The sequence below is a fragment of the Marinobacter sp. 1-3A genome (assembly GCF_016597775.1).
In the GTDB taxonomy this organism is placed as follows: Bacteria; Pseudomonadota; Gammaproteobacteria; order Pseudomonadales; family Oleiphilaceae; genus Marinobacter; species Marinobacter xiaoshiensis.
On the sequence record NZ_VCGZ01000002.1, the window covers coordinates 82,735 to 108,099 of the forward strand.

Consider the following 25,365-nt stretch of genomic DNA (forward strand, 5'->3'; position numbering starts at 1 on the left):
ACTGACGCTGATGACTACCCATAAACCCAGCCACAGGATTCCTGCCCAGGAGGTTGACGCCGATCCTCCAGCTCCTGTGGCTGTTTCAGGGATTGCTGCCAATGCAGCCCTCCCGACGATTCTTGATAACCTCGATGCCCTGGTGTACGTCGCGGATTTCGAGACCCACGAAATGTTGTACATGAACGCCTATTGGCAAAACAACAACCTGGGCGATTACTGGGCCGGCAAGAAGTGCTGGCAAGTCCTGCAGAACGCCGATGGCCCTTGCAGTTTCTGCACAAACCACCTGTTGATTGACAGCTCGGGCAACGCCACAGGCATCCACGTTTGGGAGTTTCAGAACAAGGTAGACAAGCGCTGGTACCAGTGCAGAGACCAAGCTATCAGGTGGACAGACGGCCGCCTGGTTCGCCTGGAAATTGCCACCGACATTACCGAACGGAAAAATATGGAAGTGGCCCTGCAGGCTGCCCAACAGGCTGCAGAAAAAGCATCTCTGCAGGACGAACTGACGCTACTGAACAATCGTCGGGCTTTATTCCAGTTTGGGGAGCAAATCATTAAACAGGCAAGACGAAGCCAGACACCGGTTGCCGCCATCATGTTTGACCTGGACCACTTCAAGCATATCAACGACACCTATGGCCATGAGGCCGGGGATGCGGTTCTCAGGGAAGTAGGTACCATGCTTCGGAGCAGGGTGAGGGGGTCTGATGTAGCTGCACGCATCGGGGGTGAAGAGTTTGCACTGCTGGTGCCAGACACCCAACAGAATCAGGCCCTGGAATTGGCGGAACTTCTGCGCCAAGCACTCCATGCACTGAAGATTCCTCACAAACACACAGAGCTAAGGCCGACCGCCAGCTTCGGTATTGCCATGCTGGCTGATGATGACGGTCGCCTTGAGGCATTGCTGTCACGGGCCGATGAAGCCATGTACTTGTCCAAGACCAAGGGCCGGGACAATGTCAGCCTGTACCCACAATTTTGAACGACCGCCTATGGGCGCTTTGTAACAGCCATAGTCAGGCGTGAAATACAGGTGGTCTTACCTTCTTCATTCGACATGCGAATTTCCCATACCTGGGTTGTACTGCCAATATGAAGAGCCCTTGCTGTTCCGTATACCCAACCCTTGGTCACGGGGCGTATATGGTTGGCATTGATTTCCAGCCCCACCGCCACAGTTCCGGGATCTTTCAGGCAGTAATTGGCGGCCATACTTCCCAGGGTTTCCGCCAGCACTACCGATGAACCGCCATGAAGAATGCCGAACGGCTGAACCGTGCGCTCGTCAACCGGAATACGACCGGTTACGTAATCATCTCCAACTTCGGTGTACTCAATGCCCATGTGGCTAACTGCGGTATTCGCACTGGCCTTGGCCAAATGCTCAAGATCCGGTGTACGGGTCCAGATTGCCATACTGATAAAACTCTCTGACTGGGTTGGTGAATTGTCCCTTGAGCACTAAGGCTGAAGAAACATGTAACGGGCCGTGTACTCGCTGACAAGCTCGTCCAGGCGGCCTTCATTGATCAGTGTATACAGACGATCAGCAATGCGCTCACGGAATTCGAACGTATTGCATCTTGAATTCTTGGAAAAAGTAAAGAACAGTCCCTCGGTACTGACAGGCACATCCAAAGCCACAAACTCATCCGCCAATCCCAGGCGCTGTAACTTCACCTGCCCCTGCAAGCGCTCATACAAAACGTAATCTATGCGCCCTGCAATAGCCATTTCAAAAGACTGCTCTATGGTTCTCACACCAACAATCTGCAAGTTCTCTTCTGCATAGCGATCGAAACCCTGACCAAAGCTATTGTTGATCAAAGTGCTTCCGCGCTTGCCTTGCAAGTCTGGCCAGTGGCGATACTCGAAAACCTTGTCTTTGGGCACCCAGATAGACGCAGCCAGGTTGGTAAAGGGCGGCAGCAGATAGTCCATATACTGGATGCGCTCAGATGTGATAAAAGCACCGGCAATCATATCCAGCTCGCCAATCCTGGCAAGGCGCTGAACCCGCGCCCAGGATCCAAGATTCTGAACCTCAAGCTTGACCCCAAGAGACTCAAGAATTTCCCCCAAAAGCGCGGTGACTGCTCCCGTTAGCTGCTCTGGCGCAACCGGATCTTCCCACAGCAACGGAGGGTACTCCGGGTTGCCGCTCGCAGTTAAAGTTTTGCAGTTGGAATTTTCCGCAGCTCCGGCTGTACAAAAAAACGTAAGCGCTAACAGAAAAGTAAAAATTCTGGCAAAAACGGAAAGCATCTTCTTTTTAAGGGCTAACACGTAAATGACCATCCTGCTCCTGGGCATCAAGCCACCTGAACTGGCCGGGGCAATATCAATACCCGGCAGGCTATCTAATATTACTGAGCGTACTGATCCATGTACTTTAGTACCAGCTCTTCATATATACCCTCTGCCTCTATCAATTTGAGCGCAGCTCTTATGTCATCCGAATACTCCAGTACCGGCGACGTATTGGCAACTGCTATCCAGGACCGCTCCCCAGGCATAAAAAACGGAGACACCTTCACCGGCATTCCGAGTTTCCCGAGTGTGTAGATGCCAATCAGTTCGGGCACTACAACCACGTCTACCCGCTCTTTTTCCATCATCAGCATCAAATTCTCATAACGGGGTCCAGACTCTTTACGCAACTGCTCATCGTTATCAAAACGCCTGAAGTAAGTAGAGCCCTCAAGCACACCAATCGTTTTGCCGTAGAGATCCGAATAACGCTCTATGCGATTCGCCTCATCAAAATACAGAAACAGCCGGCGATCTGCTGGAAAAGCCGGAGCTACGAAAGTCATATAAGCCTCTCTTTCCGGTGTTTCCCGAGCACCCAACATCACGTCCACCTCGCCCTTCTGTAACAGATTCAGCACTCTGCGAAAGGGCACTTCCCTGTAGTGCGTCTTCCACCCGAGCCGATCCGTGATCTCCTTGAAAATCTCCACATAAAGGCCTGAGGGCTCGCCGCCCTGAACAATCCGGTACGGCGGCGCATGGTTTGCACCCACTGTAACCGTGAGGGCACGAACGGTCTCAGTGCCTTGCTGGGCTGCAGCAGAAAACGTTATCGCTACCAGCAAAGCAGCAATCAGTAATCGCATTGTTTGTTGTCTCCTGAACACCTTTGCAAATCACGACTGGCAGTGAAATGTATACAGAGTATAGACGCTCTCAGATCTGCACAGGGTCTGGTTGCGTAAAAAGGCACAGGTCACTGCGGTTGAATTATCAGGCCAGCAGCACAAGACACGGTAACACGTCTGGTAAAACAGGTGACTCTCACTTTACGAAAGAAAGGAAAGGCACTATGAAGATCCTTATGGTACTTACGTCACACAGCCAAATGGGCGACACCGGGCATAAAACCGGCTTTTGGCTGGAAGAATTCACCGCACCCTACTATGTGTTCCGCGATGCAGGCGCAGACATCACCATCGCCTCTCCAAAAGGTGGCAAGCCACCGGTTGACCCCAATAGCGAAGCGGATGATGCCTTGACCGAATCCACCCGCCGCTTCCAGAAGGACGCCCACGCCAGGGAAGCCCTCGCAAGCACAAAGGTGCTGAGCAATGTAGACATGAACGAATTTGATGCCATCTTCTACCCGGGTGGTCACGGCCCTTTGTGGGATCTGGTGAACGACACGGCATCCATCGCCCTGATCAAAGCCGCTTACGAGCAGGACAAGGTGATTGGCGCGGTATGCCACGCACCAGCGGTGTTCAAGCATGTTGAAATCAAGCCCGGCCAGAACCTGGTTGGCGGCCGCCAGGTAACGGGCTTCAGCAACAGTGAAGAGGAGGCAGTTGGTCTCACGAACATCGTACCTTTCCTGCTGGAAGACATGCTGAAAGAAAACACTGCAACCTACTCCAAAGGTGACGACTGGGCTCCGCACATCGTTGTGGATGGCAAGTTAATCACCGGCCAGAATCCGGCGTCATCCGAGGGTGCGGCCAAGGCAATGGTGCAGACGCTTCAGCAAGACTGATACCGGTAACGCGTGCTCCGGCTTGGCGCCACGCCTGGCCGGGGCACTGTTACCACCATGATGTCCCGCAATTAACCATCAAGATTCGCCAGTCTGTGCTAACTTTTGAGGAACATCTCAAAAGGCTGGCTTCTTTCATGAGTAATCCAAAACACACCCTTTTCTGGATGACCTTTTTTCTGGCAGTTGTTACCGCGGTTGGCGTGTTGGTTCACAAACCTCTGGCCACCGCGTTTATGGCGAACTGGGTCTTCAACCTGCTGATCGTGTGCGTTCTGATTGTCGGCATCGGCCTCACTTACCGTCAAGTATTCGTTTTATTCCCCGAACTGCGCTGGATCGCCCAGTTCCGCACCGGCCATTCCGGCCTTTCGGTGCTGGAAGAACCCCGGCTACTCAAGCCCCTGGCACGGCAGCTTGGCGAAGATGCCAAACGTGATCGTTTCACCCTTTCAACCATGTCATTAAGAACAGTTCTGGATGGCATCCATTCAAGAATGGATGAACAGCGTGAAATTACACGCTACTTCATCAACCTGCTGGTGTTTCTTGGTCTGCTCGGAACCTTCTGGGGGTTGCTTGGCACCATCAATGCTGTTGGTGAGGTCATTACCAACCTGGATATGGGCCAGGGTGACTTCGGCAAGGTATTTGCGGATCTTCAGACAGGATTATTGACACCCCTGCAAGGCATGGGCACGGCATTCAGCTCGTCTCTACTCGGCCTTGGTGGTTCGCTGATACTGGGCTTCCTCGACATTCAGGCAGGCCATGCCCAGAACCGGTTTTACGACGGCCTCGAAGAATGGCTGACCGGCGTGACCAACCTGCTGGACCCATTCACCAGCAATGAACGCCAGCCATGATCGGATCCAGGCGTCGCAGCCGAAGCACCACGAACGTATGGCCGGGGTACGTAGATGCTCTGTCGGCTTTGCTGATGCTGGTTATATTCATGCTGTTGATTTACGTGGTCAGCCAGCTTTTCCTGTCTCAGACACTGTCTGACCGCAACTCCGAACTCGCCCGGCTGAACCAGCGCCTGAACGAAATCTCGCAACTGCTGGGTCTGGAACAAAGCAAAACAGACGCTCTGGAGCAACAAATACTCACTGTTCAGAGCAACTTCAGCGACAGCCAGGCTGAGAACCAGGAACTGCAAGAGCGGCTGGAAGCTTCCCGCAATCAGCTTATGCAGCAAACAGCCGACGCTGAAGCTCGCGCAGAAAGGCTGGCGAACATGAATCAGGAACTGGATAACAAAGACGAGCTCTCCGTCAGCCAGCAAAACATGATTTTGCAGTTATCGAATCAGATTGCTTCGCTGCAGAACCAGTTACGACAGATTACCGCTGCGCTCAAATTGCAAAAAGAAATGACTGCAGACAAGGACGGCGAGCTGGAGAACGTCAGCCGACGCCTGAATACCTTGTTGGCAGAACGCGTTAACCAGCTGGAACAATACCAGTCTGAATTTTTCTCCCGCCTGCGGAACATTCTGGCGGCCAATGAAAACATTCGGGTGGTCGGCGACCGTTTTTTACTGCCATCCGAGTTATTGTTCGCTTCCGGCTCAGCCCAATTGGGCGATGAAGGCAAACAGGAACTCAATAAACTGGCGGGGGTATTGCTCGAAGTGGTCAAGACCATCCCGGCCGATCTCGACTGGATTCTGCGCATTGACGGCCATACGGATCTGATACCCATCAACACGCTGCAATTCCCGTCCAACTGGGAGCTCTCCACCGCCCGCGCCGTAGCCGTGGTTCGCTACCTGGCGAATCAGGGCGTGCCACAAAACCGCATGGTGGCAGCAGGCTTTGGCGAGTTCTTCCCGGTTGCGGAAGGTGTCACGCAGGAAGCCTTGCAGAAGAACCGGCGCATCGAGGTAAAGCTGACGGACCGCTAATCAGAATGGCGCTCCAAAGGCATCCAAGCTCGCCCAGCTCCGGGCAATCCTTATACGCAAGAGACTCGTAAAATCATGGGTGACATCCATGAATCGTCTGGAATACGGAATCAATAAATTGCGCACCTTATACTGGTTTACCAAGGATCTCCGCCTGCACGACAACGCAGCTCTGCTGGCAGCTTCCAAGACAGACATGCTGCTTTGCGTTTACGTGGTCGACCCGCGCTGGTTCACCCCCGGGCCACTGCAATCCAGAGCCATGGGCTCACACCGTTGGCGTTTTTTATGGCAAAGCCTGATGGCACTTGAGCGCAACTTGCGGACACAAGGTCAGCGATTGCACATTGCCTTTGGCAAACCCGAAGAAGCAATTCCGTCATTGGCGCTGAGCCACAAGGTGGATTGCGTGATTCGATCGCGCCAACCAGGAACGCAAGAGGCCGATCAATGGAAAGCGATCCAGAACAAACTTCCGGGCATAAGGCTTCAGGAATTCGAAACACTCAGTTTGTATACCGAACGCTCGCTCCCCATGAGCTTGCACGAACTCCCGGATACGTTCTCCCAGTTTCGCAAGCAGGTAGAACAGAGCGGCGAGCGTGGTCCTTCAGGACTTCGAATTTCAACCATTACCGCACTGCCGCCCGCTCCGGGATTCCCGCAGGATAACCGTGGGGAATGCCCTCCGGTTAACAGCCCATGGCACCCACACCCATTCGCCGGCGGAGAGCAAGCGGGTCTTACACGGCTTCAGGAATACCTGTTTGGCACCAACGCAATCAATGAATACAAGAAGACCCGAAATGCCCTCGATGCGCTGCATGAGTGGGATGCATCCTCCAAGCTTTCACCCTGGCTGGCCAACGGAGCACTCTCTGCAAGGGAAGTTGCAGAAACCATTGCAGAATACGAGCGTACTGAAACCCGAAACGAATCTACCTATTGGCTATGGTTTGAGCTGCTATGGCGAGAATATTTCTACTGGTACGCATTGAGACACGGCAAGGCCCTGTTCAGCCGTGACGGTGTGCAACAGAAACGCAGGCCGGTGACCTTCTACGGGCACCGCTTCAAAGCATGGTGCGAGGGAAACACGCAATACCCAGTAGTGAATGCCGCCATGAACCAGCTTAGGGAAACCGGTTATCTGGGCAACAGGGGCAGGCAACTGGTAGCCAGTTGCTTTGTGAACGAACTGGAACTGGATTGGCGTTACGGTGCGGCATGGTTTGAGGAGCAATTGATCGATTATGATGTGGCGAGCAACTATGGTAACTGGCAATACCTGGCCGGTGTAGGTGCTGATCCCCGCGGCCTCCGCCGGTTCAATCTGGAAAAGCAGGCGCAGCAATACGACCCGACCGGCACGTTTATCAACAGGTGGAACGGCCACGCCGAACAACCCGTCGGGCTACACACCGTGGATGCGGCAGACTGGCCAATTTCGTGACATCATACAGGCCGGTCATCTACTATTTTTCCAACAGAGGACACATGTTCATGGCCCTGTTCAGCCAGAAGAACGCCCGCAAACAATTAGATGCAGAAGCCGAGAAGGTAAACCGTGCTGATCTGGAAACGCTACTGGAGCGGCAGAAGGCTATTGAGAAAAAGGTCAAAGGCAGTGGAAAGCTCAAACGCTTCCGTGCCGATATCAAGCTGATGTTTTCCATGATAAGGGATTACTGGAACGGCAGTTATCGCGACGTACCATGGAAGAGCATAGCTGCCATGGCCGGAGCGCTTCTTTACGTAATGAACCCTCTGGATTTCATTCCCGATATTATCGTTGGCATCGGTTTTCTGGACGATGTCGGGGTGGTTGCACTATGTTTGAAGCTGGTCGAGTCTGATTTACACAAGTACGCAGCCTGGAAAGAGGTTAAAGAAGAATCAAGGCAATCGGTACATGCTGATTGATTGAATAATGAACTATAGGTAACCTGAGCTAATTCCCCATTTAAACCGTCAAATCCCCTGGAGATCACGTGGATTTAGCCACCCTGATTGGCCTTCTTGGTGCCATATTACTTATCGTAACGGCTGTTGTTCTCGGTGCGGCCCCCGGTGTTTTCCTCAACGGTGCATCACTGCTTATCGTTCTTGGTGGAACTTTGCTGGTGGTTCTCGCAAAATTCAGCATTCCGCAGTTTCTTGGTGCCTTCAAGGCGGCTGCCCGGGCGTTCAAGTTTAAACTCCCGGAAACCCAAACCAGTATTGAAGAGCTGGTAGAAGTTGCAAACATAGCCCGCAAAGAAGGCCCCTTGGGGCTTGAAGGCCGTGAGGTCAGCTCGCCATTCCTCGGTAGTGGCATCCAGATGCTGGTGGATGGCCAAACCGATGACACCATCAAGCAACTTCTGGACAAAGAACGCCTGATGACTCTGGATTACAATCGCTCCGGCTCCAAAGTATTTATGGCCATGGCAGATGTTGCACCCGCCATGGGCATGATCGGCACCCTGATTGGCCTGGTTCAGATGCTCTCCAACATGGAAGACCCGAAATCCATCGGCCCGGCCATGGCGGTAGCTCTGCTGACCACCCTTTATGGCGCAATGATTGCCACCATGATCGCCACCCCCATTGCCGACAAACTCTCTTTGCGGATGACGGAAGAGGCCCGCATGCAAATGCTGTATACCGATGCGCTGGTCGCCATTCAGCAAGGCATCAACCCGCGGGTTATTGAGCAGATGCTGTCCAGCTACCTGACTCCAAAAGAGCGCGGCAAGGCGCCTGAGGCGGAGGCCGCCAGCGGATAAGCCACATGGATGAACTCCCAGAAGAGGAAAAACCGGGTATCCCGGCCTGGGTTGTAACCTTTGCCGACCTGATGTCGCTTTTGATGTGCTTCTTTGTACTTCTGTTGTCTTTTTCTGAAATCGACGCCATGAAGTTCAAGCAGATTGCTGGTGAGCTATCCAAAGCCTTCGGTGTGCAACGGGATATACCGGCACTGGAAATCCCCATGGGTACCAGCCCCATCTTCGACAAGTTCTCGCCGGCGCCACCAGAGCCAACGCTGGTTAATGAAGTAAAACAGACAACAACCGATCAACAACCTGAACTGCAAACCCTGAAAAGCCCCACCGAAGACGCGCTGGAAGCGGCGGCAAACGAATCGCTGGAAGCCAGTACATCCAGCATTCAGGAAGTGCTTGAGGACGCTATTGACGAGGGGCGAATTACGGTAGAAGCCGATCTGGACAAACACAGAATTGTTATCCGGGTTGAAGAAAAGGGCTCGTTTCCTTCAGGCTCTGCAGAGTTGACCTGGGAATTCGAAGGTCTGCTTCTGGAAATGGCAAAGGTGCTGGCAGATATGCCTGGCGAACTCACAGTAGAAGGGCACACCGACGACGTTCCCATTCGGACAGCCCGTTTTTACAGCAACTGGGATCTGTCTGCCGCTCGTGCAGCGGCGGTTGCCAATGCCCTGCTGGCCACCGGCGGTGTTGAGGCAACGCGCCTTGCGGTTAAAGGCCTGGCTGACACCGAGCCACGGGTGGAAAACAGCAGCTCGGAAAACCGGGCAAAAAACCGGCGCGTCGAGATCATCATCGACATGTCCGAGCCCCTGGAAGAGCAACGTTTGCGGCTTCGGGAGTTAATTGAAAAAGACACAGCCGAACGCGAGGCCATCATCGATATCCGCCCTGTCAGCCCGGATTCGGATTCAGGCACCATTACCTGGTAGCTCACGCTCAATCGGCATACCCGGTGAGCTCCATATAGCCCACTCCGGAATGGCTTCCTGACACTTTCACCGGGCTCTCCCAATAGGGATAGAGCCCGGCATTCAGGTAGTTGCCCCTTGGCGCACTCAACTCCAGATTCACCTGATAAGCCGGAACGCTGAGCTTCCAGCGCACAGGCACGCCCTTACGCCGCTCCAGTGCTTTTACGCTAATCTCTTCAGAACTCAAGGCAATGGGACCACCTTCTGCAGGAAGCCAAGTGCCAGATAGAAAACTGCCGCTGTCGTCCCGTAGCTGGAATGCCATCAGCTTGTCGCCGGTATCCAGATGCAGCGCAAACCAGTCCCATCCTTTTTGTCCGGTTTTCAGAAGCTGGCTGCTCCATTCCCGATCAAACCAGCCTTTACCTGATACCTCCAATGTCTTGCCTTCCAGCACCACCTCGCCGGTTATGGCAATGTCTACCAGGCTGAAGTACATGGAACCCTCACCACCCGCGGATTTGGCGCTGAAGCCCTTATTCCCATGGCCCACTGGCTCGCCCTGAATAGCGAGCATCAGGTCGTAACTCCAGCCTTCGCCTGCCGCTTGCAGTTGCCAGCGATCGTTATTGGCATCGCCCTGCAGCCGCCAGTTATCCAGCCAAACCTGAAAGGGAACGGCCGTTGCCCCCGCATTCCCCATATCGCCACGGGCCAGCTTTTCCGTAAAGTAGTGCTTCCCCTTCCAACTCACTGCGCCGTGGGCCATCCATGCCGCTTGTAATGGCCAATCGGTTGAATCCGGCGCTGGCTTGGAGGCAACTCTGGGCTGGAGTGCCTGCCTAAACTGTGTCCACTGAACACCCAAGGGTTCACCCGTAGCTGTTTCAAGGTTTGCGGTGAGATACCACCACTCTATGCGATGCTGAGGATGCGGCCCGAAATCAGCGGGGAACGCCAACCGATCTCCGGGGCCGGGCTGCAAATAGGGCGTTTCTCCTGCAGCACTTTGCTCAAGCCCCGCCAAACCTGCAAAGCCTTGCTCGCTGGCATCGCCAGAGCAGCCAGCCAATAGCAGTAGCCCCAATGAAAATCCCAGATACCGATTCATCGCTCGCCTCCCGTCAAGGCGCTGGCAGATACAGGTGCAACGGAGGGCTTGCCAAGTTGCCTGCGCATCAGCACAGCAATGCTCAAGCCAATGGCCAGGCTAAGAGCGCCAAGTTCCAGCCAAAATGTCGGGTACACGGCCATGGGCAGCGACCAGCCAAATGCGAGGGGGTTGATCCGGTGCACCAGCACCCAGGTGAGCCAGACACCCAGTGGCAGGGCCAGCAAGGCAATACCGCCAGTCAGCGCCAATGCCAACCGCAGCAACTGGCCTGCAACTTCCTGCTGAGACATACCCCACACCACCAGAAGCCGGAAGTACCAGGCTCGAGTGGTGAAAAACACCCAGCCCATCATCAACAACGCAGACGCTGCCAGAATCAGGGTAAGCAGAGTCATGGCGCGAGTTAACGCAAAGGTCTGATCAAACACGCCGGTCGCCAGCTCGCGAATGGTGCTGTTGTCTCTCATGGATAGGGTTTCAATACTCCAGATTCGCTTTAATCCATCGGTAACAGGCGTAATCCCCAACTCACCCGGCGTTATGGAGAAGCTCTCGGAACGGGCAATGAAATTCTCGGGCAGAGCTTCTGCGTACATCAACACTTCACCCACCGGGCGGCCATAGTCCGGGTAAACCCCGAGAATCCGCATGTCCCGAGTCTGCTCGTCGAGAACTAATTGCAGGGTATCCCCAGCCCCAAGCGTTTGCCTGCGGGCCAGTTGCTCGTTGATCATTACGCCCTTATTGCCAGCCAACGCCTCCCAGGGGTGATCTTCCGCTTCCAACAGTCCCCACCCGGTTATCAGAGAGCTTATGGGCGCAAGCGCGTAAATATCCACCTGCTGGCTGCTTGCAGCAGCCTTGTCTGCCATCCGGGTGCTGCCCCGAATTACCTGATGCCACTGCATGCCCGGATTACTTGCCTTGTGGCCGATGAGCCAATCAGATGCTTTTCGGCTGTCCGCCCCAGCGGGCACTTCAATGTAATAGGCTGCTTCCAGTCGCTGCCCCAGCCAGCGATCAAAGGTATCTTCAAAGGTGGTGACCAAAGCCTGAATGGCCAGCACCATGGCGAGGGCAAACTGCAAGGCGACCAATGGCAATGTCAGGCGGCGCGCCAGCACAGCGAGTTCCCTGTAGCGCCACTGGGCAAGCGGAGCTTTCGATTGACCTGCGCGCCAATTGGCAAAGTGAGTGACCGTGGCCGGTGTCAGCCAGGCAGCACCGGCGAAAACCAGAGCCACCGCAACAAACACCCAGGGCAGCGAAGGCGCCAACCAGGCCATAACCACTCCAGCCAAAAACAAAGCCGTCGCCAATCTGCCCTGACTGGGCACCGACAAAGACAAGCGCTCCCGGAATCTGAGCAACAGCAGATCCCCCAAACAGGCAATCACAACCACGGCCAACATAACCAAAACTGGCATTATCCAACCCTGCCCATGCCCGGCATAGAGAGGTATATCGAACAACCCATCAAGAGCTTGGCCAAAGCCACCGCCCAGCCCGGCGGCCAGCCATCGACCAAGCCATACGCCGGGCACCACACAGATCAGCGCCAACGCAATAATTTCCAATACAAGCCAGCGCTGAACCTGCCCGGGCGAAACCCCAAACCGGTGCAACAAGGCAAAGCTGTCCCGGCGTTGCGCCAGCCCCAGCAGGTATACGCTACGCAACAGCAGAGCCGTAATGAGCAGAACCAGAACGCCCAAGGCTTCAAGATTAAGCAAAAAGCTGTCACTGAGCTCACCTGTTTCCGGGCCGGTTGTGAAGGTTTTCAGGTGGTAGGCAGCCGGTAGATCAGAGTCTTGGATAGAGTCAGGTGTCAGCAAATACAAATGAGCTTCACTAGCGCTGGCTGCGGTGCTCATATCCACAAAGGGTTTGCCATCCAGTGGTTGATCGACCCCTCGAGTTGCACCAGACCCAAAACAGTGGGCCGCCAAGGGATCGATCCCGATAATGCGGTTTCCCGATGCCGGGGTTACCTCCAGCCAGGGCATTACACACACACCAGCAATGCGAAGGGATACAAAGTCTTCAACCATTAAAGGCTGGCCATCATCCCTGACCACTTGCTGGCGCTCTGCCACCGCTTGTTCGCTCTGCTCAAGGCTCGCTCGCGCCTGGCTGGTGAGTTGATTCACCCCCGTCCACAACATGGTGGCGAGAACGATCATGGCCGCCAAGGCGAGTAGCTGCAGAGGGTGACGGCGGTAATGGCTGAGCAGGGCCCGCGGTATGGGCAATGACGATAAGAAAGAAATGCGCCGCTTCATACGGCGCTCAGGTGGCAAAGATCCAGAAGCTGCTGACAACCGGCGGCAAGGTCGGCATCGTGGGTTGCCAGTATCAGGCCGCAGCGGTAACGGGCCTGAAGATCGAACAATACCTGGGTAACCTCTGCGGCTGTCTGTCGATCGAGACTGCCGGTGGGTTCGTCTGCCAGAATCAGTGCGGGCTCCATGGCGAACACCATAGCCAGTGCCGCACGCTGGCGCTGGCCGCCGGATACCTGATCCGGAAAACGCCGGGCCAGATCACCTATATCCAGACGTGTCAGCCAGTCTTCACTGTTTGCGGGGTCACGACCTGCCAGTTGGGCGCGAAACCGGACATTCTCCAGTAGCGTCAGGGCGGGCATCAGGTTGGCTTCCTGAAACACCACGCCAATCTGCTGCCGGCGCAAGCTGGCCCATGCCGCAGCCTTTTCCCGTGTCGCTGCGCTGCCCGCATCAAAAACCTGCCCCTGCATAACAATGGTGCCCGCATCGGGCGACTCTAGGCCGCACAACAGGTTCAGCAGCGTACTTTTACCGGAGCCGGAACGACCCACCAAAGCCAATGACAGGCCTTGGTCGAGGGTGAACGTCAGCTTTTCAATCACCGAGACCGTTTCATTGCCACTGACGAAATGCTTGCACAAGCCCCGAACAGCTAGCAGAGACTCTGTCATATCGGCGACCCTCCTTGCCTCCATTCACGAAACTGTTCCAACAAGGATAGCAGGGCCGGAATAATCACCAGCACCAGAACCGTAGCCAAGCCCAGCCCAAACGCAATAGAGGTGGCCATAGGAATCAGGAACTGCGCTTGCAGTGAGGTTTCAAACAGCAGGGGTAACAGCCCACCGATGGTGGTCAGCGAGGTCAGCAATACAGCACGCACCCGCTGCACGGCCGCCTCGTTCAGTGCTTCGTTAATGCCCAATCCTTTCTCACGCTGGTGGTTATAAAAAGACACCAGAATGATCGCGTTATTCACCACAATGCCTGCCAGCCCAAACAAACCGAACAGCGATAGCACCGTGAGCTGAATCCCCATCACCCAGTGGCCCAGCAAGGCACCCACCAGGGCGAACGGGATAATCGCCATCACGATCAACGGCAAGCTCCAGGAGGCGAATACCCAGGCCAGGATCACATACATCAGGGCGATACCGACCACTAGGCCGGTTTTCATATCCGCAATGGTTTCCCGCTGATCCGCCGACCGGCCTTCAAAGCTGTAGCGCACGCCAAAGCGGCTGGCAATGTCCGGCAGGGCGTCGGCCTCCAGGCTTTCAATAATCTGGTCAGTGGTGCTTACCCGCGTGTTCAAGGCGGAGGTTACCTCTACGGCCAGCTTGCCACCGGCATGGCGCAGTGCCTCGAAACCCTGGCGGTGATCCAGATTCATTACCTGCCCGAGCGGCACGAAACGCCCATCCGGTATGCGCACTGTCACGCGAGAGAGTGTGGATAAACGCTCACGCTGATCCTGGGGCAGCTGCACCCGCACTTCCATCTCATCACGCCCATCCTGATAGATCTGGGCAACCCTGCCATCAAATGCTGCCCGCAACTGGCTACCCAAATCGGTCGTGGTGAGGCCCAGCGCCTCGCCATAAGCACTGGCCTGATAAATCAACTGCTCACGCCCCCAGGGCATGTCATCTTCTACATCCAGCACGCCGGGCAATGTTGATAACGCTTGCGCCAGCTCTTCTGCGGCAGACTTCAGGTTCTGTGCATTCTCTCCGGTAAGCCGCACATTCACATCGCGGCCCGGCGGCCCGGCCTGGCGTTCGGTGATGGACAGGTTATCCAGCCCGGCTGGCAGGTTCAGGCGATTACGCCATTCATTGATAAATTCCGGATTGCGCACCTCACGCTGGTCCGAAGGCGCCAGCTCAATCATTATGGAGCCCAGCTCATCACCGGCGCGGGAGCTTCCACCTCCGCCCAGGGTGGCGCCCTCTGTGGTCACTGCATGCAATATGAGATTGCCGCCCAGCGCCGATTCCGTCTCGTTCAGTGCTTTTTGCATATCCGCCATAAACCGGTCTACGGTTTGGCTGTCGGTGCCCGCAACAAAGCTGGCGTTGGCGTAAAGCACAGATGGCTCGGGAGTGGGGAAGAAGTTGAATCCGAGGCGACCACCGGCCAGCAGCCCAACGGTAACCAGCGCCAGGGCCAGAACACAGGCCATGGTAACGCCACGGTTCTCCAGGCTGCGCTGGGAAAACCGGCGGAAGGGGCCTTCGCGAAAACGATCAAACCGGCGTTCGAAACGATTGCGAAAGCGTGCAATGGGATTACGGCTGGGCCCGGCAGGTTCCGGAGTACTCGTGTTAGCATTCCGAGGCTTGAAAGCGTGCTGCAAGTGCGCCGGCAGAACAATGAAACACTCAAGCAGCGACGCAATAAGCACGCAGATCATAATGACCGGAATATCACCAAGGATATTGCCGATCACACCACCCACAACCAGCAGCGGCATAAAGGCAGCGACGGTGGTCAACGACGACGCCAATACTGGCCACACCATGCGCTTGGCCGCGCCTTCCGAGGCGTAAATGGAGGCCTCACCCATGCGGGCATGGGCGTCTGCGTCTTCCCCCACCACAATGGCATCGTCCACAATAACCCCCAGCGCCATGATCAGTGCAAACAGGGACATCATGTTGATGGAGCCGCCAATCAGCCAGAACACACCAAGTGCTGCAAGAAAAGCGGTTGGAATCCCCACGGCCACCCACAGCGCAACGCGCCCTGGAAGGAACAGGTACAGCAGGCACACCACCAGTATCAGGCCGCTGAGGCCGTTGCTGGTGAGGAGGGAAATACGGTCGTTCAGCAGTTGCCAGGTTTCATCGTAAACCTCCAGCTGTATCGTAGGCGGCAAGGTGGCACGGGTATCATCAAGCCACTGTTCGAGAACCTTGGCTGCTGCCAGGGAGTTACCGTTTTCAGATCGCTGCAGTTGTAATTCAATGGCCGGAAAACCATTACGGGTGAGTGCCACCTGGCTTTCGCGGTCTTCCTGACGAACATCGGCAATGTCCCCCAGCCGCAACTGAACACGCTCACCGCTGAGCACTGGCAAGGATTCAAACGCCTGCGGGCTGCGCCGCTGTTCTATGGATCGCAGCTCACGGGCCGCATCCTGCTGTGCCATGATTCCGGCGGGCAAATCCCGCGAAACCGACGCTACTCTGTCAGCAATCTGCCCGAGCGTAAGCCCAAGCGTCTCCAACCTTTCCACCGGAAAATCAATACTGATTTGCTGCTCCGGCAGGCCCCGGAAAGACACCCGGTCTATGCCCCGCTGCAGGAGTTCGTCTTCATAGCGGTAAGCCAGCGCCCGCAGTTCACTGCGATTCATATCACCGAACACCAGCAATCGGGCGACGGGCTCGTAGCGCTCAATTCGGGCGACCCGGGGTTCCTCGGCGTCTGTGGGCAGGTTGTTGAATTCATCCACTTGCTGGCGCACATCATCCAGAGCTGTGATCGGGTTGGTGCCCTCCTGAAACTCCAGAGTGATCGACGCAATGCTCTGGGCGGAGGTGGATGTCATCTTCTTGAGGCCATTCACACTGCGCAGCCGCTGCTCCAGCGGATTGGTAATGCCCTGCTCCACATCTTCCGCAGAGGCACCGCTCCAGACCACGCGCACACTGACCACGTCCAGCGCGAATGTGGGGAAGAACTGGACGTTCATACGGGTAAGGCCCAGGGTACCGGCAAGCAGCATCATCAACATCACCAGGTTGCCAGCAACCTTGTGATGGACAAAAAAACCGATGACGCCTTTTCTGCGCCTCATTGAACCGGGCTCCCTTCGCTGGCCACGTCTACTTTAAGGCCAGTGAGGGCATTGGGAAGATGGGTAATGATGAGCTGGCTGCCCGGCTTGAGCGCCTCACCGGCAACCAGAAGACGCCGCTCACCCTTGGCGGAGAGCGCTTCGCCTACCCGCTCAACAGACACGCGCTGCATGCGGCTATCATCTGCCATAAGGTATACGTTGTTGGCGCCATACAAGGCACTGAACGGAATGGCCACTGTCTGGCTGCGCTCTGGCCGCTCGAGGGTGACGGGCAACAGAGCTCCAGGCCGCAAGCCCGCTGAATCTCCAGCCAGTGCGAGGATTGCCTCGGTTCCTGCAGGGTCGCTGATTCCGGCAAAACGCTTGAGCCGGAAGCGAATCTCACGCTGGTCGCTGTAGGCAAACAGGTCTTTGCCCTGCGCCAATGCGCCCATCAGTTCTGCCCGATACAGGTCAGGCACCCGGGCCCGGAGCTCCAGACCCTCTATCGCATACACGGAGAGCAGCTTCTGGTTTTTCGATACCTGATCGCCCAGAGCCACCTGAACATCCGTGACAACCCCATCAAACGGCGCGACAACCCGGGAGCGGTCGGCATCCCGCTGCGTTGTCGCAAGTGCGGCTTCTGCTTGCGCCAGCCTGGCCTCCAGGCTTTGCAGCCGTGCCGGGTGTTCGTCAATGGCGCGCTGGCGAATGCTTGCGGTTAACTCAGCTCTGGCAGCGCCATCCGTTACGCTTTCCAGGCTCTCACGGGAGGCAAGGTTTCGGTCCACCAGAGAACGCGTGCGCTCCAGCTGCCGGTGAGCATTGGCCAGGATGGCCTGCTCGCTTTTGAGCGCAGCCTGATCATTCCGGTGGCGTACCTGTTCTGAGCGGATCTGCGCTTCAAGATCAGCCACCTGGGCTTTCGCCTGGGCCAACACTGGCTCAACATCCTGGGCATCCAGAGCCACCAACAGATCACCGGCACTCACCCGCTGCCCTTCTGCCACGGGCCGCTCTGATATACGGCCAGCCATAGCAGCAACCACCAACATCTGCTCGGGGGCCACCACTTCGCCGTACAAAGGCAGCACGGGCGTGTGCACGGCTGGTTCAACCACTTGAACCTGCACCCGCCAGCTTCGCTCAGTTGCAGAAACCTGGGCCGGCTCCGGGCGGGTCATTTTCAGAAACAGGAAGCCCAAAATTCCGGCGGCGAGAATAATTACGGGTATAAATCGTTTGGACATAGCGTGTGGGCCAGCTAAGGTAAATAAAGCTCCGCCACAAGACGGGAACGAGTAGCGAGATGCCTCTGAAAGACACCTCCGGATTGCTATAAAAAAGTACCTTCAGGAGTACTATACGTTTGTTCTCAGAAGATTATGCCAACCTGTTCAGTGCCACAATCATCAACTCCTTCATTGTGGTGATTGTTGTGCTTATGCATCGCGAGGCGCTTGTTCGCCTGAGCGCTTTACTGAAAATAATGCATTCTCGCCATCACCTGCGCCTGGTCACTGCCGTTCTTGGTGTGCTGCTTGCCCACACAGCACAGGTGTGGGTATTTGCAGCGGCCTATTTTTTCATGCACCACGCCGATGCATGGGGCACGCTGGAAGGCAACTTCAACGGCAGTTTTCTCGACTGCGTGTACTTTTCTTTCAGCACCTTCACCACCGTTGGCTATGGTGATATCGAGCCCTTGGGCGCGCTGCGTTTTCTGACCGGAATCGAAGGGCTCACAGGGTTAGTATTGATCACCTGGAGCGCTTCCTTCCTGTTCATGAAAATGCAGCGCTACTGGACGGGCAGCTAAATCCATTTACATCTCGCCAGCGTGTAGTAAAGCAAGGGCACTACCACAACGGTCAGCAAGGTAGAGAGCGCAAGCCCGAACACCAGCGAGATTGCCAGCCCGTTGAAAATCGGGTCATTCAGGATGAAGTAAGCGCCCACCATCGCCGATACAGCCGTCAGGGCTATGGGTTTGATGCGCACCGCCCCCGCCAGAACCACAGCTTTCTCAAGTTCAATCCCTTCTTCCAGGAGTTGCTGGATAAACACCACCAACAAAATGGAGTTGCGCACGATAATGCCCGCCAGCGCTATCATCCCGATCATACTGGTTGCCGTGAACTCCCTATCCAGCAGAGCATGCCCGGGCATGATGCCGATCAGGGTCAGCGGTATGGGTGCCATGATTACCAGCGGCAGAATATAGGAACGGAATTGCGCCACCAGCAACACAAAGATCATGAACACACCTACGCTGTAGGCTGCGCCCATATCCCGGAAGGTTTCATAAGTAATCTGCCACTCACCGTCCCACTTGAGCGTGCCTTTTTCCGGCAGAGGTGGCTGATCAATAAAGAACTGCTCCGGCGCGCCTTCCTGCTGCTTCAGCCGCGACACCATGGCAAACATGCCGTACAAGGGTGAATCTATATCCCCTGCCATATCAGCGGTTACATAAGTCACCGGCAACAGGTTCTTGTGGTAGATAGCACCCATCCAGTCGGCTTCGCGCACCTGGGCAATGCTGGCCAGAGGCACCAGATTACCGGCCCGGCTGCGCACCTGCAGAGACATAAGCACTGATGGCTGAGCCTTATCGGCATCCTCAAGCGTTACCCGAATAGGTACGGGGTATTTGGCATGATCGTCGTGCAAGAAGCTGACGTTCATGCCACCCAGGGCCATCTGTAACGCTTCAACCACTTGCGCCTGAGATACGCCCAAACGGGCAGCGCGGGCGCGATCCACTGCTATTTCCCACTGCCGTGTAGGGGCTTCAAGCGTGGTATCAATATCCACAAGCCCTTTCACCTCTGCCATACCGGCGGCTACGGAGTGAGCCAGCTTGGCGCGCTGATGAGCGTCGGCACCGTAAATCTCTGCCACCACGGGCGAAAGTACAGGCGGCCCCGGCGGTACTTCAACAATCTTGACGCTGGCGTCGTAGCGCTCGCCAATGGCGGTCAAGGGCGCACGCAACGCCTGGGCAATGTCGTGAGACTGGCGGAGGCGCACGCTCTCATCGCTGAGATTCACCTGAATGTCACCCTGGTAGGGGTCACTACGCAGGTAATACTGACGCACCAGACCATTGAAGTTGATGGGCGCGGCAGTGCCAGCGTAGCTCTGCCAGCTGGTCACTTCGTCAACAGTCTCCAGATAATGCCCCATTTCCAGAAGCGCCCGCTGGGTTTGCTCAACCGGCGTGTGTTCGGGCATATCAACCACAATCTGGAACTCGGATTTGTTGTCGAAAGGCAGCATTTTCATGATCACCGCCTGAAACCCCGGCAACGAAGCCGCTGCCAGAGTGAGCAGGATCACGCCGAGGGCCAGAAAGCGGCGACGCCAGTGGTGCTCGCCCAGGAAGGGCGTAAGAACACCGCCAAATATTTTCATGGCCATGGGGCTGACCCCGTCCGCGGAACTGCCGGATTCTTCCGTTTCCGTAACGGTTTCGCCTTCTTTGCGCTTCAACAACCGGAACGCCAGCCAGGGCGCGACCACAAAGGCAACAATCTGGGACAGCACCATACCGGCGGATGCGTTGATGGGAATGGGGCTCATATAAGGCCCCATCAAACCACTCACAAAGGCCATAGGCAGCAGCGCCGCCATAATGGTCAGGCTGGCCATGATGGTGGGCGTACCCACTTCGTCCACCGCTACCGGAATAATGTCCTTCAAGGGGTGGTTGGAATTGCGAATGCGGCGGTTGATGTTTTCAGTGATCACTATGCCGTCATCCACCAGAATACCGATGGAGAAAATCAGGGCGAATAGCGACACCCGGTTCAGGGTAAAGCCCCAGGCCCAGCTGAATACCAGCGTCAGCAACAGGGTAATCAGCACGGCTATGCCGACGATCAATGCCTGACGCCAACCCATGGCGATCAGCACCAGCAGAACCACGCCCAGGGTAGCGGAAATCAGGTCAGAAATGAGTTTTTGCGCCTTGGCAGAAGCCGTTTCGCCATAATCCCGGGTAACAATCACTTCCACACCCTCAGGCAAAGCCCGGTTGCGGATTTGCCCCAACCGCTCCTCAATGGCCCGTGTGATATCCACGGCGTTTTGCCCGGGCTTCTTGGCGATGGCCAGTGTCACTGCCGGGTACACATCACCAGGCTGGCCAACACTGCCCGTATCCACTGCCGGCCCGAAGCCGGTCATTACGCTCTGGTCCGGCGCAGTGCCACCGCGACTGACACTGGCTACGTCGTCGAGATACACCGCTGCGCCAGCGTGCATACCCACCACGAGGCTGCGCACATCATCGACGCTCTCCAGCAAAGTGCCGGCCTGAACCGGTATGGACAGGTTGTCGCGAGTAATACGGGTTTCCTGGGCGCTGGCATTGGCCGCTTTCAGGGCATCGCGAATATCGCCGAGGGTAAGATTGAACCCGGCAAGCAGAGCCGGATCAAAATGGATATCCACCCGGTCGGGCACGCCGCCCACGGTGTAAACATCCCGGGTTCCGGGCACCCGTTTGAGCGCCACTTCCAGCATGTGGGCCAGGCGCGTCAGTTCTTCTCCGGTATGACCATTAACCGGGTCATAGAGGGTCAGCGTCATGACCGGCACATCATCAATGCCTTTGGGTTTGATGACCGGCTGAGAGGCACCCAGTTCCGGCGGCAGCCAGTCCTGGTTGGAATACACCTGGTTGTAAAGCCGGACCAGCGCTTCCTTTCGCGGAATACCGACTTCAAACTGCACCGTAATAACGGCCTGACCCTGACGGGACACGGAATACACGTGTTCAACGCCGGAAATTTCGCTCATAACCTGCTCGGCAGGCGTTGCGATGGCGCTTTCCACTTCCTGGGTGCTGGCCCCCGGGAACGCGATCATGATATCCGCCATGGTGACGTCTATCTGCGGCTCTTCCTCTTTTGGCGTGACCACAACCGCAAGCACGCCCAGAATGATAGAGAGTAGCGCTATCAAAGGCGTTAGATGGTTATCCTGAAAAACCCGGGCAATCGCCCCTGACGGGCCAACCGGAGGCAGTTTGCTGCTCAATTCCCAGCCTCCCTGTTCAAGCGATCTGAACCCACCAGCTCACCGGGATAGATAACAACCAGCTCGCCTTCGCTCAGCCCTGCCAGAACTTCCAGGCGGCCGTCCTGCTGCGCACCGGTACGAACCTGCCGTAACCGTGGGCGGTTCTGTTCATCCAGCACAAACACGGCCCTCAGCTCACTGCGGCGAACAAGACTGCTGGCGGGTATCCACAACACTTCACGCGCTGCGACCGGAACACCCACCTTCACCAGCATGCCCGGAAACAACGAGCCGTTGGGCTCATTCAGGCGCATCCGCAAACGGAAGGTATGAGTCGCCGGATTGGCGTAGGGATAGAACGTCATATCGCCGGTTTCCAACACCCGGCCATCGCCCAGGGTCACCTTCGCCTGGCGGTCGCGCCGGGCCAGATCGGCATATTGCTGGGGCAGATCTACAACAACCCGCAACTGCTCCAGGGATAGCCCGCTGAGCAGGGGCTGGCCGGGGCTGACAGACTCACCGAGTTCCACATGGCGTTCAGTCAGTATGCCGCCGTAAGGCGCAATAATACGGGTATAACTCAACTGTTCCCGAGCTTCCGCCAATGAGGCCTCGGCCCGCTCCAGCCGGGCTTTGGCGCCCGCCAGATTATTCCTGGCACGATCAAACTCCTGCCTGGACACAAGCCCGCGCTCGTGGATGCTCTCAATCCGGTCAAATTGCTGCTGGGCATCATCCAGGGTTGCTCTGGCTTCGTCCCGGCCAGCTTGCGCCTGATTGAGCCGCGCGCGCTGTTCACTGCTATCCAGCTGCACAATCAAATCGCCAGCAGCCACCGAATCGTCTACATCAAAAGGCAACTGCTGAACGGTGCCGCTGGTTTGTGCAGATACGGTACTCTGCTGAACCGCCTCAATCACACCATCCAGAACCAGGGTTTCCTGCAGCTCACTGCGCTCCACTGGCGCAGTCTGCAATTGGCCAGACGTATTCGCCCCCAGAACGGGTGCCGAGCAAACCAACGCAAGCACAATCGCGCCCAGTACAGAAATGTGTGTCACCACCAGCCACCTCTAAAACAGTTATTAGGTAATAACCATAGGTTATCAATATAATTAAGGGTAGGACACACCCATCTCCCTTCAGTTACCTGTGATTGCTCTCCTGCAAATAAGTCAGCTTGAGCATAGTCCATAGCAACAAGGCGCGAGTCAGACAGACTCCTACAAAAAAGCCCCGTGCGGGAGGAATTGTCCTGCACGGGGCGAAGAGTTACCCGCCGGCTATGAGTAGCGGGCAACCGCCATTGCAAGGTTTACCACCTGGCCGTCAGTGCCGCGCGTAACGTGCGCCCCGGCTCGCTTACACGGATCGCATCAGGATTGAACGGATCGGTGTTTGCACGGCTCACGTGCGGCGCCCAGGTGTTATCAAACAGGTTGTTCAGAGCCCAATTAAAGGTAAGGAACTCCATTAACGGATGGCTACCTGAAAGGTTGAACACGCCATACCCGGGTGAAACTCCCGCATCCAGCCCCGATTGTGGATCGATGTGATCCTGACGGCGGGCAAGCTGCCATTCAGCCTCAATACTATGGCCCATCGCCTGCCAGCCTAAAGTTTGCACAAATTGAACCGGAGGAATCTGCGGCAGGGCTTTATCATCACCACGGTTTTCGCCGCGAACCGACGCCAAGGCACTGCTGCTACTCCAGGTGCCATCGGTCCACCCAATCATTGCCTCAACCCCCAACAAGCGGGCATCTATGTTCTTGTAGCGAGTGCAGCCGTTGGCCTTGCCGCACTGAGCCTGCGTCTCTTTGTAACGCAACACAAAGTCATCCACCTGATCGACCCAGACAACGGGCTTCCAGCTCCACTGATTCTTGCTGCCACTCAGGGCCAGCTCCAATTTGTAGTGTTTTTCGGTATCCAGATCCGGGTTGCCAATCCAGCTGTCGCCCATGGTATTGCGCGCCAGATAGCGTTCCGTAACACTGGGGCTGCGCACACTGCGGCTGCCGGTCAGGGTTAGCGCCTGGTTCTGCGGCAGGCGCCATTCGCTCGATACGAACCCGCTTACGTTATTATCTTCAACATCTACATCTGACGTGCCGTATGCACTCTGGTAAAGCATGGCCGGAGTCATACCCATGCTCGCCACGTCGTCCGCTTTGGTAGCATTCATTTCCACACGGTCGTACCGCAGGCCCGCACCCACTTTTATGTCACGGGCAATACGCCGAAAGCCCTCCGCGAAAAGCCCCGCCCGCTCACGCTCCACTCCCGGCCACATGAGCGAAATCGTCATTGGCATAGGGTTACTGACGTTGAGCAGGGTGGCATCCCAGTCGTTTGCCTCAAAATCTGCACCCACGGCCCAATCGGTTACGCTGTTAGGGCTTTGGTCGAGCGTGAAACGCAGGCCTCGGGTTTCGGTGATGGAATTCGTCTGCATCTTCATCATGCCGGCCGGGCGCAGGCTGAAGTTATCCATGATGTGATCCACATCGGCCTGCCACGCGAGCAAACTCCACTCGCCCTTTGCTACCGGAGAACCGATCTCCATGCGGTAAATATCCGTGTCGGTTTGCGGTGCATCCATGCCGGAACCTGCGTATTTCACATCGCTTTCTTCCTGCCGGCTCACCATAGCCCTGATGAAGAAACCAGTCTCCGCTGTCCAGGCAGCGTCGGCGCGACCTTCGGCATTTTCGTAGGCGCTGCGCACTTTGTTGCCATCACCGTCTTCGTAATCGCTGGCTTCGTCATAGCCGCCAGACAGCCTTAACCAGGCCGCCTCGCTACCCACGGCCGCTGCCGCATTCACCAGTTTGCCATTTCCATTATCTGACCCACCAAGCGTTACCTGGCCGGTGCTCACACTGCCGTTGAACCGAGGCTCGGCGGTAGTGGCAATCACCTGCCCTCCGGCAATGGGGCCCCAACGCAGGGTGCGGTTATTGGTTCGGACTTCCAGAGCCGGCGCCAGTGCGCTGCTAAGGCGGCTCGTTGGCGGATCCATGCGGTTGGGACAAGCGCCTTCCACCCGAATGCCGTCCAGCAACACATCCACTCTTTCCTGGCTTTGCCCCCGCACCACAGGCTCCAGGCCGCGACCGCCCATCCGGGAGAGTGAGATTGCGGGATCCATGGCCAGCCGGCTTACCGGCTCGCTGGCCAACACAGCAGCGGAATTGTCACTGGTCTGCCCTTCGGTTACCCGAATAACAAGGCTATCCCCGGAGGCTTGCGCCAGTGCAAGAGCAGGTATTCCTGCGAATCCTAAAGCCGCGATCCATGCGCATTTCGCAAATACTGGTTCTTTCATGCAACTGCTTCCCCGGGGGCGTTTTCGCCTATTAATTTGTAGAACAAAAGTGTCCGGGCATGATAAACAGGCAGCCGCCGCAGCGCGTGAGACACAATGCCGCATCTCTATGGGGGTATGCCTTCAGCCCCCTACTGCAGGGGCTCGCTTGCCAAACCTGCCGCAATATGGTCAAATCACCGCCCCATTTTTCCAC

At 56.3% G+C, this 25,365-nt stretch carries 20 protein-coding genes; 9 read left to right on the forward strand and 11 right to left on the reverse strand.

Features of this window, described 5'->3' with window-relative positions; translation table 11 throughout:
• Positions 1-10 precede the first annotated feature (10 nt).
• Entirely contained in the window at positions 11-994 is a 984-nt protein-coding gene (locus FE848_RS03600; protein ID WP_200201386.1) for a GGDEF domain-containing protein, read from the forward strand.
• Positions 995-1,002: 8 nt separating this feature from the next.
• On the opposite strand, the gene FE848_RS03605 is transcribed toward FE848_RS03600, so the two are convergent.
• The 3 genes from FE848_RS03605 to FE848_RS03615 form a co-directional block, all read right to left on the reverse strand.
• Positions 1,003-1,428 (reverse strand): hotdog fold thioesterase, encoded by a 426-nt coding sequence (locus tag FE848_RS03605; RefSeq protein ID WP_200201387.1) that lies wholly within the window; start codon positions 1,426-1,428, stop codon positions 1,003-1,005.
• Positions 1,429-1,473: 45 nt separating this feature from the next.
• The gene (locus FE848_RS03610) at positions 1,474-2,151 is read right to left on the reverse strand and encodes a substrate-binding periplasmic protein (protein ID WP_413785004.1); all 678 of its coding nucleotides are present in this window, start codon (positions 2,149-2,151) and stop codon (positions 1,474-1,476) included.
• Positions 2,152-2,378: 227 nt separating this feature from the next.
• The gene (locus FE848_RS03615) at positions 2,379-3,131 is read right to left on the reverse strand and encodes a substrate-binding periplasmic protein (protein ID WP_200201388.1); all 753 of its coding nucleotides are present in this window, start codon (positions 3,129-3,131) and stop codon (positions 2,379-2,381) included.
• Positions 3,132-3,337: 206 nt separating this feature from the next.
• On the opposite strand from FE848_RS03615, the gene FE848_RS03620 reads away from it, so the two are divergent.
• From FE848_RS03620 to FE848_RS03650, 7 genes are all read left to right on the forward strand, one after another.
• The gene (locus FE848_RS03620; protein ID WP_200201389.1) at positions 3,338-4,021 is read left to right on the forward strand and encodes a type 1 glutamine amidotransferase domain-containing protein; all 684 of its coding nucleotides are present in this window, start codon (positions 3,338-3,340) and stop codon (positions 4,019-4,021) included.
• Between the two features lie 137 nt (positions 4,022-4,158).
• The gene (locus tag FE848_RS03625; RefSeq protein WP_200201390.1) at positions 4,159-4,887 is read left to right on the forward strand and encodes a flagellar motor protein MotA; all 729 of its coding nucleotides are present in this window, start codon (positions 4,159-4,161) and stop codon (positions 4,885-4,887) included.
• Entirely contained in the window at positions 4,884-5,930 is a 1,047-nt protein-coding gene (locus tag FE848_RS03630) for a peptidoglycan -binding protein (RefSeq protein ID WP_200201391.1), read from the forward strand. The genes FE848_RS03625 and FE848_RS03630 overlap by 4 nt, the downstream gene beginning before the upstream one ends.
• A gap of 118 nt (positions 5,931-6,048) precedes the next feature.
• A complete protein-coding gene (locus FE848_RS03635; RefSeq protein WP_200201675.1) occupies positions 6,049-7,383 on the forward strand; it encodes a DASH family cryptochrome in 1,335 nt (444 codons plus the stop codon).
• Between the two features lie 50 nt (positions 7,384-7,433).
• Positions 7,434-7,853: a YkvA family protein gene (locus FE848_RS03640; protein WP_200201392.1), complete on the forward strand. Its 420-nt coding sequence runs from the start codon at positions 7,434-7,436 to the stop codon at positions 7,851-7,853.
• Between the two features lie 68 nt (positions 7,854-7,921).
• Complete coding sequence (locus tag FE848_RS03645) at positions 7,922-8,698, forward strand: MotA/TolQ/ExbB proton channel family protein (protein ID WP_200201393.1); 777 nt, start codon at positions 7,922-7,924, stop codon at positions 8,696-8,698.
• A gap of 5 nt (positions 8,699-8,703) precedes the next feature.
• The gene (locus tag FE848_RS03650) at positions 8,704-9,633 is read left to right on the forward strand and encodes a MotB family protein (RefSeq protein ID WP_200201394.1); all 930 of its coding nucleotides are present in this window, start codon (positions 8,704-8,706) and stop codon (positions 9,631-9,633) included.
• A gap of 7 nt (positions 9,634-9,640) precedes the next feature.
• Here the strand turns inward: FE848_RS03650 and FE848_RS03655 are convergent, their stop codons facing one another.
• Genes FE848_RS03655 through FE848_RS03675 form a run of 5 tightly spaced genes read right to left on the reverse strand, consistent with a single transcriptional unit; the run spans position 9,641 to position 18,057 of the window.
• Positions 9,641-10,726, reverse strand: coding sequence for a lipocalin-like domain-containing protein (locus FE848_RS03655; RefSeq protein WP_200201395.1), 1,086 nt, complete (start codon positions 10,724-10,726; stop codon positions 9,641-9,643).
• Positions 10,723-13,011, reverse strand: a complete 2,289-nt coding sequence (locus FE848_RS03660) for an ABC transporter permease (RefSeq protein WP_200201396.1) — start codon at positions 13,009-13,011, stop codon at positions 10,723-10,725. The genes FE848_RS03655 and FE848_RS03660 overlap by 4 nt, the downstream gene beginning before the upstream one ends.
• Complete coding sequence (locus tag FE848_RS03665; protein WP_200201397.1) at positions 13,008-13,688, reverse strand: ABC transporter ATP-binding protein; 681 nt, start codon at positions 13,686-13,688, stop codon at positions 13,008-13,010. The genes FE848_RS03660 and FE848_RS03665 overlap by 4 nt, the downstream gene beginning before the upstream one ends.
• Positions 13,685-16,822, reverse strand: a complete 3,138-nt coding sequence (locus FE848_RS03670) for an efflux RND transporter permease subunit (protein WP_200201398.1) — start codon at positions 16,820-16,822, stop codon at positions 13,685-13,687. Before FE848_RS03670 ends, FE848_RS03665 begins: the two co-directional genes overlap by 4 nt.
• The gene (locus FE848_RS03675; protein WP_200201399.1) at positions 16,819-18,057 is read right to left on the reverse strand and encodes an efflux RND transporter periplasmic adaptor subunit; all 1,239 of its coding nucleotides are present in this window, start codon (positions 18,055-18,057) and stop codon (positions 16,819-16,821) included. Before FE848_RS03675 ends, FE848_RS03670 begins: the two co-directional genes overlap by 4 nt.
• A gap of 143 nt (positions 18,058-18,200) precedes the next feature.
• Here FE848_RS03675 and FE848_RS03680 point away from each other — a divergent pair, with 143 nt between their 5' ends.
• Entirely contained in the window at positions 18,201-18,626 is a 426-nt protein-coding gene (locus tag FE848_RS03680) for a potassium channel family protein (RefSeq protein ID WP_227714891.1), read from the forward strand.
• On the opposite strand, the gene FE848_RS03685 is transcribed toward FE848_RS03680, so the two are convergent.
• The 3 genes from FE848_RS03685 to FE848_RS03695 all read right to left on the reverse strand — a co-directional run bounded on the left by FE848_RS03685 (position 18,623) and on the right by FE848_RS03695 (position 25,169).
• Positions 18,623-21,853 carry an efflux RND transporter permease subunit gene (locus FE848_RS03685; protein WP_200201400.1) on the reverse strand — a complete coding sequence of 1,077 codons (3,231 nt, stop codon included), beginning with the start codon at positions 21,851-21,853 and terminating at the stop codon, positions 18,623-18,625. The genes FE848_RS03680 and FE848_RS03685 overlap by 4 nt on opposite strands.
• A complete protein-coding gene (locus FE848_RS03690) occupies positions 21,850-22,899 on the reverse strand; it encodes an efflux RND transporter periplasmic adaptor subunit (RefSeq protein WP_200201401.1) in 1,050 nt (349 codons plus the stop codon). The genes FE848_RS03685 and FE848_RS03690 overlap by 4 nt, the downstream gene beginning before the upstream one ends.
• A gap of 254 nt (positions 22,900-23,153) precedes the next feature.
• Positions 23,154-25,169 (reverse strand): TonB-dependent receptor domain-containing protein, encoded by a 2,016-nt coding sequence (locus FE848_RS03695; protein ID WP_200201402.1) that lies wholly within the window; start codon positions 25,167-25,169, stop codon positions 23,154-23,156.
• Positions 25,170-25,365 lie beyond the last annotated feature (196 nt).